At 66.7% G+C, this 18212-nt stretch carries 17 protein-coding genes; 5 read left to right on the top strand and 12 right to left on the bottom strand.

Annotation, left to right across the window (positions count from 1 at the left end; all coding sequences use genetic code 11):
* Window positions 1-222: 222 nt before the first annotated feature.
* The 4 genes from nrdE to A5760_RS01825 form a co-directional block, all read right to left on the bottom strand.
* Window positions 223-2388, bottom strand: a complete 2166-nt coding sequence (nrdE, locus tag A5760_RS01840) for a class 1b ribonucleoside-diphosphate reductase subunit alpha (protein ID WP_082279292.1) — start codon at window positions 2386-2388, stop codon at window positions 223-225.
* A complete protein-coding gene (nrdI, locus tag A5760_RS01835) occupies window positions 2358-2804 on the bottom strand; it encodes a class Ib ribonucleoside-diphosphate reductase assembly flavoprotein NrdI (protein ID WP_064877379.1) in 447 nt (148 codons plus the stop codon). Before nrdI ends, nrdE begins: the two co-directional genes overlap by 31 nt.
* A gap of 27 nt (window positions 2805-2831) precedes the next feature.
* Window positions 2832-3071 (bottom strand): redoxin NrdH, encoded by a 240-nt coding sequence (locus A5760_RS01830; protein ID WP_064877378.1) that lies wholly within the window; start codon window positions 3069-3071, stop codon window positions 2832-2834.
* 501 nt (window positions 3072-3572) lie between these two features.
* Window positions 3573-4127 (bottom strand): NAD(P)H-dependent oxidoreductase, encoded by a 555-nt coding sequence (locus tag A5760_RS01825; RefSeq protein WP_064877377.1) that lies wholly within the window; start codon window positions 4125-4127, stop codon window positions 3573-3575.
* Window positions 4128-4218: 91 nt separating this feature from the next.
* Between A5760_RS01825 and A5760_RS01820 the strand changes: the two genes are divergently transcribed.
* The gene (locus tag A5760_RS01820) at window positions 4219-4827 is read left to right on the top strand and encodes a TetR/AcrR family transcriptional regulator (RefSeq protein ID WP_064877376.1); all 609 of its coding nucleotides are present in this window, start codon (window positions 4219-4221) and stop codon (window positions 4825-4827) included.
* Window positions 4828-4832: 5 nt separating this feature from the next.
* A complete protein-coding gene (locus A5760_RS01815; protein ID WP_196771953.1) occupies window positions 4833-5876 on the top strand; it encodes a DNA polymerase IV in 1044 nt (347 codons plus the stop codon).
* Here the strand turns inward: A5760_RS01815 and A5760_RS01810 are convergent.
* Both A5760_RS01810 and A5760_RS01805 read right to left on the bottom strand, forming a co-directional pair.
* On the bottom strand, window positions 5811-6800 hold the full coding sequence (locus tag A5760_RS01810; RefSeq protein ID WP_064877374.1) for an SDR family oxidoreductase: 990 nt from the start codon (window positions 6798-6800) through the stop codon (window positions 5811-5813). The genes A5760_RS01815 and A5760_RS01810 overlap by 66 nt on opposite strands.
* Window positions 6801-6830: 30 nt before the next feature.
* Entirely contained in the window at window positions 6831-7466 is a 636-nt protein-coding gene (locus A5760_RS01805) for a TetR/AcrR family transcriptional regulator (RefSeq protein WP_064877373.1), read from the bottom strand.
* Window positions 7467-7580: 114 nt separating this feature from the next.
* Here A5760_RS01805 and A5760_RS01800 point away from each other — a divergent pair, with 114 nt between their 5' ends.
* Window positions 7581-9059 (top strand): cytochrome P450, encoded by a 1479-nt coding sequence (locus tag A5760_RS01800; RefSeq protein WP_064877372.1) that lies wholly within the window; start codon window positions 7581-7583, stop codon window positions 9057-9059.
* An 88-nt stretch (window positions 9060-9147) separates the two neighbouring features.
* Here A5760_RS01800 and A5760_RS01795 read toward each other — a convergent pair whose 3' ends face one another.
* Entirely contained in the window at window positions 9148-9675 is a 528-nt protein-coding gene (locus A5760_RS01795; RefSeq protein ID WP_064877371.1) for a hypothetical protein, read from the bottom strand.
* 934 nt (window positions 9676-10609) lie between these two features.
* On the opposite strand from A5760_RS01795, the gene A5760_RS26500 reads away from it, so the two are divergent.
* Entirely contained in the window at window positions 10610-10819 is a 210-nt protein-coding gene (locus tag A5760_RS26500; protein WP_155764161.1) for a hypothetical protein, read from the top strand.
* A gap of 70 nt (window positions 10820-10889) precedes the next feature.
* Here A5760_RS26500 and A5760_RS01785 read toward each other — a convergent pair whose 3' ends face one another.
* The 3 genes from A5760_RS01785 to A5760_RS01775 form a co-directional block, all read right to left on the bottom strand.
* The gene (locus A5760_RS01785) at window positions 10890-11882 is read right to left on the bottom strand and encodes a sensor histidine kinase (RefSeq protein WP_064877370.1); all 993 of its coding nucleotides are present in this window, start codon (window positions 11880-11882) and stop codon (window positions 10890-10892) included.
* Between the two features lie 130 nt (window positions 11883-12012).
* Complete coding sequence (locus A5760_RS01780; RefSeq protein WP_064877369.1) at window positions 12013-13470, bottom strand: FadR/GntR family transcriptional regulator; 1458 nt, start codon at window positions 13468-13470, stop codon at window positions 12013-12015.
* Window positions 13471-13486: 16 nt separating this feature from the next.
* Window positions 13487-14680, bottom strand: coding sequence for a thiolase family protein (locus A5760_RS01775; protein ID WP_064877465.1), 1194 nt, complete (start codon window positions 14678-14680; stop codon window positions 13487-13489).
* Between the two features lie 63 nt (window positions 14681-14743).
* Between A5760_RS01775 and A5760_RS01770 the strand changes: the two genes are divergently transcribed.
* A complete protein-coding gene (locus tag A5760_RS01770) occupies window positions 14744-15079 on the top strand; it encodes a Zn-ribbon domain-containing OB-fold protein (protein ID WP_064877368.1) in 336 nt (111 codons plus the stop codon).
* Window positions 15080-15089: 10 nt separating this feature from the next.
* Here the strand turns inward: A5760_RS01770 and A5760_RS01765 are convergent, their stop codons facing one another.
* Entirely contained in the window at window positions 15090-17255 is a 2166-nt protein-coding gene (locus tag A5760_RS01765) for an acyl-CoA dehydrogenase (protein WP_064877367.1), read from the bottom strand.
* A gap of 175 nt (window positions 17256-17430) precedes the next feature.
* On the bottom strand, window positions 17431-18189 hold the full coding sequence (locus tag A5760_RS01760; protein ID WP_064877366.1) for an SDR family NAD(P)-dependent oxidoreductase: 759 nt from the start codon (window positions 18187-18189) through the stop codon (window positions 17431-17433).
* Window positions 18190-18212: the final 23 nt, after the last annotated feature.

Here is an 18212-nt window from a genome sequence, read left to right as displayed (position 1 = left end):
TGCTGCAAAGTTAGGGATACCGCCACCACCGGTCTACCCAGATAGCGCGGCGCTTGTCCGCTGAGCGCGGACAACCAAGGTCCACGCCGCTTCTGGTACGACGACGAAACCATCGGGGCGACGAGAAACATCGAGCCGCACCGGCGGTGTGACTCGGGCAGCAGGTATCCGCGGGGAGGTGTTATCCCGCGATCAGCCTCGGCGGTGCGAAGCCCGCGTGTCCTACAGCATGCAGGACACGCAGCCCTCGACCTCTGTTCCCTCCAAAGCCATCTGACGCAACCGGATGTAGTACAGCGTCTTGATTCCCTTGCGCCAGGCGTAGATCTGCGCCTTGTTCACATCGCGGGTGGTGGCGGTGTCCTTGAAGAACAATGTCAGCGAAAGCCCTTGGTCCACATGCTGGGTGGCCGCGGCATAGGTGTCGATGATCTTCTCGTACCCGATCTCATACGCGTCCTGGTAGTACTCGAGGTTGTCGTTAGTCAGGTAGGGCGCCGGGTAGTACACGCGCCCGATCTTGCCTTCCTTGCGGATCTCGATCTTGCTCGCCACCGGGTGGATCGAGCTGGTCGAGTAGTTGATGTAGCTGATCGACCCCGTCGGCGGGACGGCCTGCAGGTTCTGGTTGTAGATGCCGTGTTGCTGTACCGACTCCTTGAGTCGCTGCCAATCCTCTTGCGTCGGAATGCGGATGCCCGCCTCAGCGAAGAGCTCCTTGATCCGCGCGGTCGCCGGCTCCCACACCTGCTCGGTGTACTTGTCGAAGAACTCACCCGAGGCGTACTTCGACTTCTCGAAGCCGCCGAATTTGCTTCCCCGCTCGATCGCGATGCGATTCGACGCCCGCAGGGCGTGGTAGAGGACGGTGTAGAAGTAGATGTTGGTGAAGTCGATACCTTCTTCGGAGCCGTACAGAATCCGCTCGCGGGCCAGGTAGCCGTGCAGGTTCATCTGACCGAGCCCGATCGCGTGAGACTCGTTGTTGCCCTGCTCGATTGAAGGCACCGACCAGATGTGCGTCTGATCGCTCACCGCCGTCAGTGCCCGGATCGCCACCTCGATGGTCTGGGCGAAGTCCGGCGAGTCCATCGTCTTGGCGATGTTCAGCGAACCCAGGTTGCACGAAATGTCCTTGCCCACCTTGGCATACGACAAGTCGTCGTTGAATACCGAGGGCGTGGACACCTGCAGGATCTCCGAGCACAGGTTCGAATGGGTGATCTTGCCGTCAATAGGGTTGGCCCGGTTCACCGTGTCCTCGAACATGATGTAGGGGTAACCGGACTCGAACTGCAGCTCGGCCAGCGTCTGGAAGAACTCCCGCGCCTTGATCTTCGTCTTGTGGATGCGCGCATCGTCGACCATCTCGTAGTACTTCTCGGTCACCGAGATGTCGGCGAACGGCAGGCCGTAGACCCGCTCGACGTCGTAGGGCGAGAACAGGTACATGTCCTCGTTCTTCTTGGCCAGCTCGAAGGTGATGTCGGGAATCACCACACCCAGGCTCAGCGTCTTGATGCGGATCTTCTCGTCGGCGTTCTCGCGCTTGGTGTCGAGGAACCGGTAGATGTCCGGGTGGTGCGCGTGCAGGTACACCGCGCCCGCGCCCTGACGGGCCCCGAGCTGGTTGGCGTAGGAGAACGAGTCCTCGAGCAGCTTCATGATCGGGATGACTCCCGAACTCTGGTTCTCGATGTTCTTGATCGGGGCGCCGTGCTCGCGAATGTTGCTCAGCAGCAACGCGACTCCCCCGCCACGCTTGGACAGTTGCAGCGCCGAGTTGATGGAGCGTCCGATCGACTCCATGTTGTCCTCGATGCGCAGCAGGAAGCAACTCACCGGCTCGCCGCGCTGCTTTTTGCCCGAGTTCAGAAAGGTCGGGGTGGCCGGCTGGAACCGGCCGTCGATGATCTCGTCGACGAGCTTCTCGGCCAGGATGGTGTCACCGGCGGCCAACGTCAGCGCGACCATGACGACGCGGTCCTCGAAGCGCTCCAGGTAGCGCTTGCCGTCAAACGTCTTCAGCGTGTACGAGGTGTAGTACTTGAACGCGCCCAGGAACGTCGGGAACCGGAACTTCTTCGCGTAGGCGCGGTCCAGCAGCGTCTTGACGAAGTTGCGGCTGTACTCGTCGAGAACCTCACGCTCGTAATAGTTCTCCTTGATCAGGTAGTCGAGCTTCTCGTCCTGGTTGTGGAAGAACACCGTGTTCTGGTTGACGTGCTGCAGGAAGTACTGATGCGCGGCCTCGCGGTCCTTGTCGAACTGAATTTTGCCGTCCGCGTCGTACAGATTCAGCATCGCGTTGAGCGCGTGGTAATCCGTCTCCCCCGGTAACGCGTGGGCTCCGGTGGTTACAGGCTCTGCAGCGACGGTTGGTGACACGTCTGTTCCTTCCAGAAATTGGCTAAGCCCGCGCGGACGGCATCCACGTCGTCCTGGGTTCCCATTAGTTCGAAGCGGTAGAGGTACGGAACGCCGCACTTGCGCGAGATCACGTTGCCCGCGTAGGCGAATTCGGCGCCGAAGTTGTTGTTGCCCGCGGCGATGACGCCGCGGATCAACGACCGGTTGTGCTCATTGTTCAAGAAGGCGATGACCTGCTTGGGGACGTAACCGCCGGCGTTGAGGTCGGGTGTGGCCCGGCCGCCGCCATAGGTGGGCAGGACCAGGACGTAGGGCTGGTCTACCTCGATGCGGCCATGCAGCGGGATCCGCGTGGCGGGGATCCCCAGCTTCTCCACGAAGCGGTGGGTGTTCTCCGACACCGAAGAGAAATAGACCAGGTTGCGCGACGGCACCGCAACCTCCTTACCTAACGTCTCGCCTTACGCGCTGAGTTCCGCCGCGGACAGCGCCTTGATGCGGTCGGGCCGGAAACCCGACCAGTGGTCGTTGCCCGCCACCACCACGGGAGCCTGCAGGTATCCCAGGGCCATCACGTAGTCACGCGCCTCGGCGTCCAGCGAGATGTCGACCTTCTCGTAGGCGATGCCCTGCTTGTCCAGCGCCTTGTAGGTCGCGCTGCACTGCACACATGCCGGCTTGGTGTACACGGTGATGCTCATAGAATGCCGCTCCTTTGCGGAAGAGGGGACCCACGACTGGCAACTACTTTTGGACTGCGTCTTTGCTATGTTCAGCGATCCGTCAGGCCTCCTGATTCCCGTCGTGCGGCGGTCAAGGTCGAGCGACCTGTGAGTGCCGATTTCGGGGATTCACCGAGTCTGGCTTGCTTGGTGGCCCTGGGATCTGCTGGTGCTCGAAACACTACACCTAGTGGCTGACAAGATGTCGAGATACAAGATGTTCTGAATAACAATTTTGAAATTCCCTGGTCGTGAGCCCTGTCGCGAAAAAATCTGACCGCCCGCTCGGCGTGTCGCAGATCACATGCCGAGGCGCGGGCGCCTCTATATATGGGTATAGCAGCGACCACCGACATCACCGCCGACGATGACGGGCCCACCCACAGCTAGCAAAGCCGCCAGGCAGGCCTGGCGGCTTCTGCTATTCGGTTGTGCCAACCGCGCTGGTCGCCCGGCGAGCGGCTTGTTGACTTCTGCCAATCAGCCGACTTCGGCGGCCAGCTTGCCCACCACATCACGCACGTTCGCGGACAGCTCGGCATGGTCTGCGGGCGCCTTGCCCTCCAGGGTCTTGAACGGCACCGACAGTTTGATCGCCTCCACGACCCGCGCGCCGGCGATGCCGAAGGACTTGCGTGTGTCGTCGTGCGCCCACACCCCGCCGTACTGGCCGAAGGATCCCCCGATGACCGCCAGCGGCTTGCCCTTCAGCGCGCTGTCACCGAAGGGCCGGGACAGCCAGTCGATCGCGTTCTTGATGACGGCCGGGTAGCTGCCGTTGTATTCGGGAGTCACCACCAGAGCGGCGTCCGCGTCGGCCGCCGCGGCGCGCAGCGCGGTCACCGGGGCCAGTGGCGGCGCGCCGGTGTTCATCGCGTCGTCGATCTCCTCGTTATAGAACGGCAGCTCGCCGAGCCCTTCGAAGATCGTGACCGTCACATCGTCGGCGGCGACCGCCCCCGCCAACTCGGCGATCTGGCGGTTGATCGACGCCGCCCGCAGGCTTCCCACCAAGGCCAAGATTTTGGTTGCCACTATCGCAGTTTCCCTTCGATCGTTGTGTACATCCTCGCACCGTTTAAACGGACTATAGTCCGCTTTATTCCGGCAGCGTTAAAGTGCAGGTGTGAGCGAGCGGTCGGGTGAGTTGCACGTGTTCGCCCCCCAGGTGGTGCACCACGAGCGGGGCGACGCGGCGCGCAACCGCGCCCTACTCCTCCAGGCTGCCCGAAACCTGGTCGCCGAGCGCGGCGCCGACGCCGTCACCACCGATGACATCGCCGCCGCGGCCGGGGTCGGCAAAGGCACGCTGTTCCGCCGCTTCGGCAGCCGGGCCGGGCTGATGATGGTGCTGCTGGATGAGGACGAACAAGCCGTCCAGCAGGCGTTCCTGTTCGGTCCGCCACCCCTGGGCCCCGGCGCGCCGGCGGCCGACCGGCTGGTCGCGTTCGGGCGGGAGCGGATCCGTTTCGCTCACGATCATTGCGAACTGCTTTCCGCGGCCAACCGCGATCCGCAGAACCGGCACAACGCGCCGGCCATGGTGCTGCGCACGCACGTGCGGGTCCTGCTCAAGGCGGCCGACTCCACCGGCGACCTCGACGCCCAGACCGACGCGTTGCTCGCGCTGCTGGATGTGGACTACGTCGAGCACCAACTAGCCGAGGGCGGTCACACCTTGGCGACGCTGGGCGACGCGTGGGAAAGCCTGGCGCGCAAGCTCTGCGGGCGATGAACGCCGTGCCCGCGGCGGCACCGGATTGGGTCCTGCACGTGGACCTCGACCAGTTCCTGGCGTCGGTCGAATTGCGCCGCCACCCCGAACTGGCCGGGCTGCCGGTGATTGTCGGCGGCAGCGGCGATCCGAACGAACCGCGCAAGGTCGTCACCTGCGCCTCCTACGAGGCCCGCGAGTTCGGCGTGCGTGCGGGCATGCCCCTGCGGGCCGCCGCCCGCCGCTGCCCCGAGGCCAGCTTCCTGCCTTCGGATCCGGCCGCCTACGACGAGGCGTCCGATCAGGTGATGGGGGCGCTGCGCGACCTGGGCCATCCGGTCGAAGTCTGGGGTTGGGACGAGGCCTATGTCGCGGTGACTGCACAGGACCCGGGCGAGATCGCGCAGCAGATCCGCAGCGTCATCTCCTCGGAAACCGGGCTGTCCTGCTCGGTCGGCATCAGCGACAACAAGCAGCGCGCCAAGGTCGCCACCGGCTTCGCCAAACCGGGCGGCATTTTCATGCTCACCGACGCGAACTGGATGCCGCTGATGGCCGACCGCCCGGTGGACGCGCTCTGGAGCGTGGGCCCCAAGACGGCGAAAAAGCTTGCCGATCTTGAGATTACGACGGTATGGCAGTTGGCCCACTGCGACACGGAGCTGCTGACGGCCGCGTTCGGCCCGCGCACCGGGCTGTGGCTGCTGCTGTTGGCCAAAGGCGGTGGCGACAGCCAGGTCAGCGCGGAACCATGGGTGCCGCGCTCGCGCAGCCACATGGTCACCTTTCCGCGCGATCTCACCGATCGATCCGAAATGGACGCGGCCGTAACGGATTTAGCCGATCGGGCGCTGACGGATGTGCTGAAGGAGGGCCGGGTCGTGGCCAGGGTGGCGGTCACCGTACGAACGGCGACCTTCTACACGCGCACCAAGATTCGCAAGCTCGATGCGCCCAGCACCGATCGCGACGTCATCGTGGCCGCGGCCCTTCGCGTTCTCGACCTATTCGAGCTCGACCGGCCGGTCCGCCTGCTCGGCGTGCGCCTTGAGTTGGTCATGCCGGACTAGGGTCGCCGGGCTGGGCTGATGGCCCGCCTCCTCCTCAGCCCGCTGCACGGCCTGCATCGTCACCGGGCTGGGCCGTAGCGCGCGGGTGAAGATGACGTTGACCTGGCGCATGGCCACGCTATAGGGCCACCACGCAAGCCTTTTGAAGGCGTACAGCGCCCGGATGTCGGCTGACGTGTAGATCAGGTACCGGTTCTTGGCCACTCCGGCCAGGATCTTGTCGGCGGCCTTTTCCGGCGACACGGCATGGCCGGCGAACCGCCTGATCCATCGCGCGACGTTGGGGTCTTCCCGGTCCACGCCGGCGATCTCGACGGTGCCCACCAGCGGGGTGTTCACCGCGCCCGGCACCACGACGGACACGCCGATGCGGTGGCGGGCCAGGTCGAAGCGCAGCACCTCCGACAGGCCGCGCAGTCCGTACTTGCTGGCGCTGTATGCGGCATGCCACGGCAGGGCCACCAGCCCGGCCGCCGAGGACACGTTGACCAGATGCCCGCCGCGCTTGGCCGCGACCATCGGCGGGACGAAGGTCTCGATGACGTGAATCGGACCCATCAGGTTGATGGCGATCATCTTGCTCCACTGCTCATGGGTCAGCCGGTCGACGGTGCCCCACGCCGATACGCCGGCGATGTTGAGCACGACGTCCATGCTCGGATGTGCGGCGTGGACGTCGGCGGCGAAGGCGGCCACCTGGTCGTAGTCGGCGATGTCCAGCGCCCGATGCTCGGGGACCTGCGCGCCCAGCGCGCGCGCGTCGGCGACGGTCTGTTCGAGACCATCTCGGTCACGGTCGGTCAGGTAGAGCTCGGCGCCCTGCGCGGCCAGCCGCAGTGCCGTGGCGCGGCCGATCCCGCTCGCCGCACCGGTGACAAGGCACCGCTTTCCCGCGAAAGACCGCCCGGATTCCCTCTGCGCCATGGCCGTGACGATACCGGCGGTACCACCGCGCTAGGGACGGCCCGCCCACAGCGCGTGCAGCCACAACTGCTCGAGGACGCGCACCCGTCGGTCGCGGTCGCTGTCGCGCCCGGTCAGGATCGGGTCGCCGGTCAGCACCAGCGCGGTCGTTCCGGCCAGGGTGCGGATCAGCGTCGGCAGGTCGTCACTGATCGGCCTGGCCGTCCCGGCCTTCATCTCGGCCTCGACGATCCCGACAATCTGGGCGAGCACCACCTCGAACTGCTGGTCCAGCAGATCGCGAATCTCGACGTCGGTGTTGCGGGCCTCGTTACAGGCGGTCACGACGGGGTCGTTGTGCGCATAGACGGCCGCGGCGCTGCCGACCATCCGCTTGGCGAACTGCTCGGGCGACTCGCCGGCCTGCCGGGGGGCGAAGTACTCGGTGAGTTCCTCGAGCTCCTCGGCGGCCTCGGCCATGAGTTGTGCCAGCACCGCGTACTTGGAGTCGAAGTAGAAGTAGAAGCCGGATCGCGCCACCCCGGCCCGCAGGCTGATGGTGCTCACTGACAACTCGGCAAAGGGCTTTTCCTGCAGCAGTTCACGCACCGCCTGCACGATCGCCTGGCGTTGTTTGTCGCCACGCCGTCGTGTACCCGGCTCTGGAGTGGCGGGGTGGCTGGTCACTCCCTGACCTTGCACCACGGCGCCCAAAAAGCAAACTTGACAGCCGTCAAGTTTTTCAGCGAAGGTTATAGATCAGTGACGGCCGTCACCCGGAGGGCACGCAGAGGAGCGTTTATGACCGCCACCATCAGCACCCCGCAGTACCTGCTGGATCAGGCGCGGCGCCGGTTCACCCCGACGCTGAACACCATCCCGGGCATGGGGGCGATCGAGAAGCGCCTGCTCGCCCGTGAGTGGGAGACGGTAGTCCTGGCAGAACCGCCGGCCGGTAGCGAGCTCAAACCCGTGCTGGGCGATGCGGGGCTGCCGATTCTCGGCCACATCATCGAGCTGTTCCGTGGCGGCCCGGACTATGCGTTGCACCTCTATCGGAACCACGGCCCGCTGATCTATCTGGACTCACCGATCATGCCCGCGGTCACCGCGCTGGGGCCCGACGCCACCCAGGCCGTGTTCTCCAACAGGAACAAGGACTTCTCGCAGAAGGGCTGGCACCCGGTGATCGGGCCGTTCTTCAACCGGGGGCTGATGATGCTCGACTTCGACGAGCACATGTACCACCGCCGGATCATGCAGGAGGCCTTCACCCGCAGTCGGCTGACCGGCTACGTCGAGCACATCGATCAAGTCGCCACCGACATCGTCGCCCATTGGCCGACCGACGACGCGCGGTTCCTGTTCCACCCGGCGATGAAGGAACTCACCCTCGACATCGCATCGCTGGTGTTCATGGGGCACGAGCCAGGGTCCGACCATGACCTGGTCACCAAGGTCAACCAGGCGTTCACCACGACGACGCGCGCCGGCGGCGCGATCATCCGGCAGCCGATTCCGCCGTTCAAGTGGTGGCGCGGCCTGAAGGCCCGCAAGTTGCTCGAGGACTACTTCGTCGAGCGGGTCAAGGACCGCCGCAACGCCACCGGCAACGACATGCTGACCGTGCTGTGCCACACCGAGGACGACGACGGCAACAGCTTCACCGACGAGGACATCGTCAACCACATGATCTTCCTGATGATGGCCGCGCACGACACGTCCACCTCGACGACCACCACGATGGTCTACAACATGGCCGCCAACCCGGAGTGGCAGGAGCGGGCGCGCGAGGAGTCGGCCCGCCTGGGCGACGGGCCGCTGGACATCGAGTCGCTCGAGAAGCTGGAAACGCTCGAACTCATCATGAACGAGTCGCTGCGCATGGTGACGCCGCTGCCGTTCAACATGCGGATGGCGGTGCGCGACACCGAGCTGCTGGGCCACTACATCCCGGCCGGAACCAACATCACCATCTGGCCCGGCATGAACCACCGGCTGTCCGAATTGTGGACGGAGCCAGACAAATTCGACCCGGAGCGGTTCGCCGAACCGCGCTCGGAGCACAAGAAGCACCGGTACGCGTTCGCGCCGTTCGGCGGCGGTGCACACAAATGCATCGGCATGGTGTTCGGCCAGCTGGAGGTCAAGACCGTGGTGCACCGGCTGCTGCGCCGCTACCGCATCGAGCTGGCCCGGCCGGGCTATCAGCCGCATTGGGATTACGGCGGCATGCCAATCCCGATGGACGGCATGCCGATCGTGCTGCGCCCGCTGTAGAACGTCCGCGACGGCAGCCGCAGTCGCCGCCGTCGCGGTACGGGTCGAGCTTCATGTGCGCTATCACTGGCGTTAGCGCACATGAAACTCACCTATTGCTCGGCCCCGCCGCACGGGCGGCGAATAGCCGGTTGGCGCAGGCGATCACGGCGCGCAGCGCCGACTGCGTCGGATCGTCCGCCCAGCCCATCGCCCACTCGGCGCGGACGCCGTCGCTGCCGCAGATGAAAGTCGCGCTGCCGGTTGTCGATCGCATCTGATGGAACTGCACGACCTCGACCGTGACCCCACCCTCATGCAGCATCGCGGTCAGGGCCGCGATCGGTCCGGAAGCGGCAGCGGTGACGGTGCTGATCCGATCGCCCACGGCGATCACGGCCCGGTAGTCGCGGGGCTGCGGGCCCAGTCGGGTCGCGGCGCGACCGTCGTCAGCGCACTGCCAGTCGCCCAGCCGCAGCGGGCCGGCCTTGCGCGCATAGGTCGCGACGAAGCCTGCCCAGGACATCGCGTCGGCCTGAGCGCGCAGACCGAGGGGCAACGCGACGCCGAAGCGTTCGCCAAACCACGCACGGGCGGATTCGAAATTTTGGAGCTGATTGCGCTCGGGAAAAGTCATGGTGCCGGTCTTCTCTGGTCAGCAGGAGCGACCGACCGCAGTAGCTTCCGACCCACAGCGGGGGGTCGGTCCGGATCAGACCCCGCTGCGGGTTCTAGCTACTACGACTCGCTCGAAAAGACGCACGAGCGTTGACATTAGACGCCCGGCCACGGTGTCCGCAACTCCCTCGGCGGGCCCAAAACGCCGCTGAGCCGCACAAACGGACCGTACAAAAAAATACAGAAAACAGTCCTAAAAGTTTGGTTTACGCGTGTTTAACAGGGGGTATGTCGCCGAGCAGCAGTCAATTAGACGGCTGTTCAACTACCCCTCACCGAAAGGCACGATCATGAAGGCGAAGAGCACCAAGAAAATCCTCAAAGCTGCCGTAGCGGCCCTCGGGGTGGCCGCGGTGTTGGCAGTACCGGGCTGTGCGACCGTCGGCGGAGCCGGGGGCTCGGGCCTCATTGGCGGAACCGGCGGCGGAGCCGGCACTGGGGGCGGAATTGGCAGCATCCTAGGCGGCATTCTGTAACCGATTGAACGAGCGTCTCCGCCGGGACCCCGGTCTCGGCGGGACGCCATTCCTCACTCGCTTCGTCTATCCGGCGGCCCCAGATGACGGAGAAACCCAAACCCGACCTCGGCTGGGATTAAGCACGCGATAGCGCCGCAACAATGGCGTTTTGCGCCGCCAATTGCCCTTTACCGGCACGGCCGTGGACCGCGCATGTCTTTGTTTACGCCTCTGCGCAAGCGCCATAGAATCCGCGCGCGCCTGTCTCCGAATACTGCTGTCGCAGTGGCTAATTGGCGATGCGCCGGGCGCTCACAGGGCGCACCACACCAAATGCAAATTAGGTCTTTACGTTTATTCAATAGCCGTTGTAGCATCCGTTAAATTGGACGGTTTACCTGCGGGGCGATGCCCTCCAGATGAAAGGAATTGATTATGAATTCAACGAGGACAAAGAAGGTCCTTAAAGCTACCGCGGCCGCCGCGGGATTCGTCGTGGTGTTGTTCGCGCCGACCGGATGTTTGATAAGTGGGACCACGACCGGAGGCACGCTGGGCGGCACCACCGGCGGCACGGTCGGTGGCACCGTCGGTGGCACGGTCGGCGGGATTGTCGGTGGGATCACCGGGGCTCTCGGCCTCTGACCGAAAAAGACAAGCGACCCGCTGGGACCCGTGGTCTCGGCGGGCCGCTATTTTCTTGGACCGCTTCGTATTAACCGGCCGGGCCGGCAGCGGGCTCGCACGGCAGGTATGCCTGGATAGTCGTACCCGTCCTGGTGGTGTGGGTTCGCACCAAGTCCGAGATGGCGTTGACCAGATACAGGCCGCGACTCGCGGGACCGCACGGGCCCGGGTCCAGGCGCCCCACCAGCGGGTCCTCGAATCGCCCGGTGTCGCGTGCCTCGCAGATCAGATGCCCGTCGTCCTGCCAGAAGGCCAACCGGCAGGCGCCCCCGGTGTACATCAGGCTGTTGGTGGCCAACTCGGTGGCGACCAGCTGCAGATCCTCGATGCAGTCCTGCGACAGCCCCATCCAGCCCGCGTAGTCGACGGCGAAGGACCGGGCCGGCCGAAGGTCCGCCGACTTGCGGACCATGTAGGTGACCGCGCCGGGGCCGGCGGCCAGTGGTTGGTTGCAGCGTTCCAGGACGTCCCTGGGGGCGAAATTCGGGCTGCGCTGCAGCGCACCGCATTCCCATAGCAGCGGATGTGTGGCGCGGGCGTCGGCCAGGAGGACATCGTCGAGCCGGCTCGCGTCGTAGAGGCACAGGCTTGTCGCCGGGTAGCCGTCCATGGCCTCGTTGACGAGCGCTTCGTGCTCGATGCAGGAGACGAACTCTTCGTCGGTGCGGCCGGGCCACGCGAGCTGGCTGACGATCCGGACTCGTTGGTCCGGGTGCTCGTCGATGAACGCGCCCTCCATCGCCATGAACCGGCTCGGGTTGCGGGCCACCTCGGTGATGTCGATCATGCGCACGGCGGCGGGCAAGTCGCCGCCGGCGAACAACACGTCGTGCAGCACCGCAAGTGTCGCGGGAGGCACGGCGAGCAGCACCGCCTCGTCCACCGCCAAACCGTCGCCGACGAAGCGGCCCACCAACTCCAAAAACTCCTGCTGAGAGTGATAAATCGATGCGGAGTGGACGAAACCGTATTGTCTGGTTTCGTTGTCCGCCGTCACTTCAGCGCTCTCGCTTTCGATCACTTACGCCAACCCCCTGCTGGGTCGGCTCACACCGTCCCCCCTTCCCAGTACCCCAGACGGGCCTTCGCTATACCGCGCAACAGATCACATTTAGGTTTGCCTCATTGGAGACGGCCGGCGATCGAGTTTTCTACAGCCACCACGAGGCGGCCGCGTCGAGATGACGGCGGAGGCGATAAGCGGCGACGCTCTCGTCGGCCGCCCCGACCGCCTCGACGATCCGCAGGTGAGCGTGGTGCACGGCCAGCACGTCCGACCAGGTCGGCAGCGCCTGCCCGGTGCTCGACCAGTGCCGGCGGAACAGCTCGACGATGATCCGCAGGAACAGGTCCAGCAGCGCGTTGCCGGCGAGCTGCGCCAGGCCGACGTGGAAGTTGAACTCCTCCGCGATCGCCTCACGCACGTCGTCGGCCGTCTGGCGCGAGGTTTCCGGCAGCCCGGACCGATGGCCGGCCAGGAAAGCCGCCACCTCGGGTTCGCCCAGCCGCTTGACCACCTTGGCGACGTTGTCGATCTCGATGGCGTCGCGGACGCATCGCAGGTCCTCGCGGCTGGGCTCGCGGTACTGCAGGTACAGCGCGATCGTGTCGATGCTGGCTTGCGCGGCGGGTTGGGCGATGACGAGCCCGCCGCCGGGCCCCCGGCGCATGTGGGCTATCGAGTGGTATTCGAGCAGTCGCACCGCCTCGCGGAGCACCGCGCGGCTCACCCGGTAGCGCTCCAGCAGGGTCGTCTCGGTGCCGAAGACCGAACCCACGTGCCAGCCGCTCGCGGCGATGTCGTCACCGATGGTGACGGCCAGCATCTCGGCCAGTTTGCCCCGGGGTGCTTCGGAATCGAGGCGCCTGCGCCTCTTGCGACCCCGGGTCCCGTCGCCCGCGTGATGCTGCTCCAGCCAGGCGGTGACGGCCTCGACGTGTCGCTCGGACAGCGTCTTGGCGCGCGCCGAATCGCCGGCCGTGACGGCCGCGACGATCGCGGAGTGGTGCGCGTGCAGATGGTCGACCGCCTCGATCGCCTCGGTCGCCGAATCCGCCCGCGACGCCAACGCGTAGCGGGTGGTGAGCCGCATCAGGACATTGATAAAGAGTTGCAGCACCGGGTTTTTGGATTGCTCGGCCAGCGCCATGTGGAACTCGTCGCGCGGCGCCGGTAAACCGGGCTTCCACTGCTGTTCGGCCTGCAGCACCGCCCGCAGCCGCGCGATGCCGGCCTCGTCGATGCGCTCGGCGGCGAGGGAGGCCGCCAGCGGCTCGAGCACCAGGCGCGCGTTGAGCAAGTCGCCCAGCGTGGTGCCCAGGTATTCGAGATAGATGACGACCGCGCGGGTGGCGGGCCCCGCGTCGGGCTCGCAGATGTACAACCCGCCGTTGGGCCCGCGGCGCATCCGCGCGACCTGATGGTGTTCGACCAGGCGGACGGCCTCCCGCAGCACCGACCGGCTCACCCCGAAGCGCTGCTGCAGCGCCTGTTCGGAGCCCAGCGACTCGCCTACCGCCCAGCCACGGCGGACGATATCGGCTTCGATGTCGCGGGCGAGGATCGAAGCGAGTTTGTCGGCCTGGCCGGTCCGTGGCTCCTCAGTCATTCGATTGCGCTGTCGCTCAACAGGTCAGCAGCATGCACCCCGCGACGGGTCCACCGCCGACGGAGACGACGCCCACCTCGGGGCGACGCGATACCTGCCGCTCCCCCGCGTCGCCACGCAGCTGCAGGCACCCTTCGTGCAGCGCCCAGTAGCCGTGCATGCGCCCCGCCGAGAGCTGGCCGCCGTAGGTGTTCAGCGGCAGGTGCCCGTCGCGGGCGATCCGTTCCCCGCCCTCGACGAACGGGCCACCCTCGCCGTCTCCGCAGACCCCCAGCGCTTCCAGCCACGCCAGGGTGAGATAGGTGAATCCGTCGTAGAGCTGCGCGACCTGGAGGTCGGCGGGCTTCAACGTCGTGCGCGACCACATCTGCGCCGTCGCATCCGACATCGCCATCTTCGGGTAGTCCGCGCGGTGAAACCAGCCGCCGGCGCCGTCGGACCCGCCGATCGCCTCCACCTTCACCGCGCGGTGCGGACAGTCGGCGGCGTACTCCGCGTGCGACACCACCACCGCGATCGAGCCGTCGATCGGGACGTCGCAGTCCAGCAGCCCCAGTGGGGTGGACACCAGCCGAGCGCCCAGGTAGTCGGCCATCGTCATCGGATCCCGGTAGACGGCACGGGGATTCAACGCCGCGTTGCGCCTGCCGTTGAGCGCTATCCAGCCCAGCTGTTCTTTGGTGGTTCCGTACAGGTCCATGTGGCGACGGCAGTTGAGCGCCAGCCAGTTGGCGGCGGAATAGGCATGCGCCGCAACGAGATCGTTGACGTCGTCCATCGCACCGACGGCGGGCTTCGGCTCGCCTTCGGGTGTCTCGAACATGCGCGCCAGCGGCTGGGCCGGCGCGTTCTCGTCCTGCTTGACCGGGACCGTGCCGCCGAGCATCTGAATCGTCCGGTAGACCACCACGTGGCGGGCGCGGTGTTCGGCGACCGCGCGGCAGGCCGACATCACCGGCGAAAGCAGGCCGCCGGTGCCGAAGCCCGACCCGCAGTCCGCGGCGTCGATGCGCAGCTGGGCGTTGACGTCCGCCGCGGGTGTGTCACCCAGCGTGGCGATGCCGTCGATGTCGCCGGCGGTCAGCCCGGCGTCCTCGATGGCGGTGCGCACCGCCTCCATGGTCAGCTCCAGGCCAGGGATGCCGGTACGGCGGCCGATTCGTGAGATCCCGATGCCGGACAAGATCGCGTCTTTTTCGAAATGCGTCATGTACACCGCCCGTCAGAACCACACCGCCCCCGCATCGAATCAATTGAGTGTACTGTATCCGTCGTGTCGAACGGGGCGCTGCTCATCGAGTACTGCGACGACTGCGCGCGCTGGGTGCATCCGGCCAGCGGCGAGTGCCGGGAGTGCGGCGGCACGCTGCAGGCGCGAGAAGTTTCCGGGCGGGGCACCGTGTTCACCTACACGGTCAACCATCACCCGTACAACCCGGAGATCCCCACCCCGTACGTCATCGCGATCGTTGAGCTCGCCGAACAGGGTGGCCTGCGCGTCGCCGCCAATATCGTTGACTGCGAACCGGATTCGGTGAGCTGCGGGATGCCCGTCGCCCTGCGGCCGGAACGCGGCAGCGGCGGCGCGGCGCAATTCGCGCCGGCCTGACCGCCCCGGACTAGTTGATCAGCGGGTCACGCGGCATGCCGAGGATGCGCTCGGCGATCTGATTGCGCGTGACTTCCGACGTGCCGCCGGCGATCGCCATCCCACGGGCCCCCATCATCAGCCGGCCGGCCAGGGCGCCGGCACCGTCGGTCAGCGCGACCTCGGGACCCAGCAGCGCCGCCATGATCGCGGCGCCCTCCACCATGTGCTCGGCCAGTTTGAGCTTGGTGACGTTGCCTTCCGGGCCGGGGCCCGCGCCTTCGACGCTGCGCGCGGCGCGACGCAGGTTCAGCAGCCGCAGCGCGGTTTCCTCGGCGAGGTACGAACCGACTCGAATTCGCCTGCCCGCCAACCGATCCGGGCGTTGCTCGGTGAGCTGCACCAGTTGGTCGGCCAGTCCTTCGTAGAACGATCCGCTGCCGCCGATGCTGACCCGTTCGTTGCCCAGCGTCGCGCGCGCGACGGTCCACCCGGAGTTGGGCGTGCCGACGACGTCCTCGTCGGGGACGAACAGGTCGTTGAAGAAGACCTCGTTGAAGTCCGAGCCGCCGGTGATCTGCCGCAGCGGGCGCACCTCGACCTCGGGCGCCTTCATGTCGACGATCACCGTGGTGATGCCGGCGTGCTTCGGGGCGTCGGGGTCGGTGCGCACGGTGGCCAGGCCGCGCGCGCAGTAGTGCGCCCCGCTGGTCCAGACCTTCTGGCCGTTGATCTTCCAGCCGCCGTCCACCCGGGTGGCGCGCGTCTTGATGGACGCCGCGTCCGAGCCGGCGTCGGGCTCGGAGAACAGCTGGCACCAGATCTCGTCCTTGCGCAGCGCCTTCTCAACGAATCGTTCGATCTGCCAAGGCGTTCCGTGCTGGATCAGGGTCAGGATCACCCAGCCGGTGATGCCGTAGTCCGGCCGCTTGATGCCGGCCGCACGGAACTCCTCCTCGATCACCAGCTGCGCGACGGCGTCGGCCGCGCGTCCCCACGGCTTGGGCCAGTGCGGCATGACGTAGCCGGTCTCGATCAGCTTGTCGCGCTGGGCCTCTTTGCCCAGGGCGGCGATCTCGGTGGCGTCGGCGCGGATGCCGGTGCGCAGTTCCTCGGCTTCCGGCGGCAGGTCGAGGCTGTTCTCGCGGACGGCGCCGGCGGCGGTGCGCTCGAAGACGTCGGCGGCCGGCGCGTCACCGCCGAACAGCGCCGCGCTCACCACCGCCCGGCGCAGGTGCAGGTGCGCGTCGTGCTCCCAGGTGAAGCCGATGCCGCCGTGCACCTGGATGTTGAGTTCGGCGTTGCGGACGTAGGCCGGGAAGGCCAGCGCCGCGGCCACCGCGGCGATCAACCGGAATTGCTCCTCGTCCTCGGACGCCGCCCGGGCGGCGTCCCAGACGGCGGCGATCCCGGACTCCGCGCCCACCAGCATGTTCGCGCAGTGATGCTTGACCGCTTGGAAAGTGGCGATGGTGCGCCCGAATTGCTGGCGCACCTTGGCGTAGTCGACGGCGGCGTCGACGCAGTCCGACGCCCCGCCCACGGCCTCGGCGGCCAGCAGGGTGCGGGCGCGGGCCAGCGCCGATTGCCTTGCCCCGGTCAGGACGTCGTCGCCGGAGACGCGCACGTTCTGCAGGCGGACGCGCCCGGACCGCCGCGTCGGATCGAAGTTCTCCGGTACCTCGACCGAGACACCGTCGCGGCCACGCTCGAGCACCAGCACGTCGTCGCCCGCGGCGATCAGCAGCAGCTCGGCCAGCCCGGCTCCCAGGACGATTCCGGCCTCACCCTCGGCCACGCCGTCGTTGACCCGCACGTCGCTGCCCAGCCCGATGCCCGCGGTGACGGTTCCGTCGATCAGGCCGCGCAGCAGCCGCGACTTCTGTTCGGCGGTACCGTCTTTGGCGATCACCGCGGATGCGATGACGGTGGGCACAAACGGCCCGGGCGCCACCGCGCGACCGAGTTCTTCGATCACCACGACGAGCTCGGGCAGCCCGAACCCTGAGCCCCCGTACTCCTCGTCGACGTGCAGGCCGAGCCAGCCCAGCTCGACCAGGTGCTGCCAGAATCCGGGGCGCGGCTCGTCCGTGGCGTCAAGCAGCGATCGCGCCGCCCACCGCGCCTTCTGCGAGGTCAGGAATCCGCGAGCTACCTCGGCGAGTTCACGATGGTCGTCGGTTATTGCGATACCCATGAGGGCCCTCCTCGCGCCGCATGCCAGCCGGGTGTGATTGTCCCGCTCCCGCTCGGACCGCCGCGCGGTCCGCAACTTCGGAGCTGAAGCTGGGTGGCCTGCCCCGCTTCGAGGGGAAGCGGGGCGGCTGCCTAAAGAGTGTACTTAATGCGGGGAGCGCCCCAACGGGGGGCGTCTACTTGGGGGCGAACCGCTGCCCCGCGTCCAGTCGCAGGCACTGGCCGTTGAGCATCGGGTTGTCCACGATGGCCGCGGCCAGCTTGGCGTACTCCTCCGGACGGCCGAGACGCTTGGGGAACGCCGCATCCTTGGTGAGTGCCGCCGCGAACTCGTCCGGAATGCCCTGAGTCAGCCCGGTGGCGAACAGGCTGGGAGCGATGGCCAGCACCCGGATGCCCAGCGAGCCCAGGTCACGCGCCATGGTCAGGCACATGCCGGCGATGCCGGCCTTGGCGGCGGTGTAGGCGACCTGCCCGATCTGGCCCTCGAACGCCGCGATCGACGCGGTGTTGATGATGACGCCGCGCTCCTCGTCCTCGGGCTCGTTCTTGGCCATGTGCGCGGCGGCCAGCCGGCTGATATTGAAGCTGGCGATCAGGTTGAGGTCGATCACGGACTGGAAGGACTCCAGGTCGTGCGGACCGCTCTTGGTCATCGTGCGCTTGGCGATACCGCCGCCCGCGGTGGTGATGATGACGTGCAGGCCGCCGAGCTTGTCGACGGCCGCCTGCAGCGTCTCCTCGGTGCCGGCGAAGTCGGTGACGTCCACCGGGTAGAAGGTGCCCCGGACGCCTTCGGCGACGGTCTTACCGTCGGAACCCTCGCGGTCGAGAATGGCGACATCCGCGCCGCGTTCGTGCAGCAGCTCGGCGCTGGCACGGCCCATCCCCGAGGCGCCGCCGATGACGACGACCTTCTTCCCACTGATCTCCATCCGGACGTCTCCTTTGTGGTTGT

It is taken from the genome of Mycobacterium colombiense, assembly GCF_001665835.1.
GTDB lineage: Bacteria > Actinomycetota > Actinomycetes > Mycobacteriales > Mycobacteriaceae > Mycobacterium > Mycobacterium colombiense_A.
The sequence above is the reverse complement of the archived record's forward strand: the minus strand, read 5'-3'. Positions and strand labels throughout refer to the sequence as shown.

What these genes read in the sequence shown, in the direction of transcription:
- A5760_RS01830 (WP_064877378.1), bottom strand. Translation starts at nt 3,071, where the DNA reads ATGAGCATCACCGTGTACACCAAGCCGGCATGTGTGCAGTGCAGCGCG.
- A5760_RS01810 (WP_064877374.1), bottom strand. Translation starts at nt 6,800, where the DNA reads ATGGCGCAGAGGGAATCCGGGCGGTCTTTCGCGGGAAAGCGGTGCCTT.
- A5760_RS01800 (WP_064877372.1), top strand. Translation starts at nt 7,581, where the DNA reads ATGACCGCCACCATCAGCACCCCGCAGTACCTGCTGGATCAGGCGCGG.
- A5760_RS01795 (WP_064877371.1), bottom strand. Translation starts at nt 9,675, where the DNA reads ATGACTTTTCCCGAGCGCAATCAGCTCCAAAATTTCGAATCCGCCCGT.
- A5760_RS26500 (WP_155764161.1), top strand. Translation starts at nt 10,610, where the DNA reads ATGAATTCAACGAGGACAAAGAAGGTCCTTAAAGCTACCGCGGCCGCC.
- A5760_RS01780 (WP_064877369.1), bottom strand. Translation starts at nt 13,470, where the DNA reads ATGACTGAGGAGCCACGGACCGGCCAGGCCGACAAACTCGCTTCGATC.
- A5760_RS01775 (WP_064877465.1), bottom strand. Translation starts at nt 14,680, where the DNA reads ATGACGCATTTCGAAAAAGACGCGATCTTGTCCGGCATCGGGATCTCA.
- A5760_RS01765 (WP_064877367.1), bottom strand. Translation starts at nt 17,255, where the DNA reads ATGGGTATCGCAATAACCGACGACCATCGTGAACTCGCCGAGGTAGCT.
- A5760_RS01760 (WP_064877366.1), bottom strand. Translation starts at nt 18,189, where the DNA reads ATGGAGATCAGTGGGAAGAAGGTCGTCGTCATCGGCGGCGCCTCGGGG.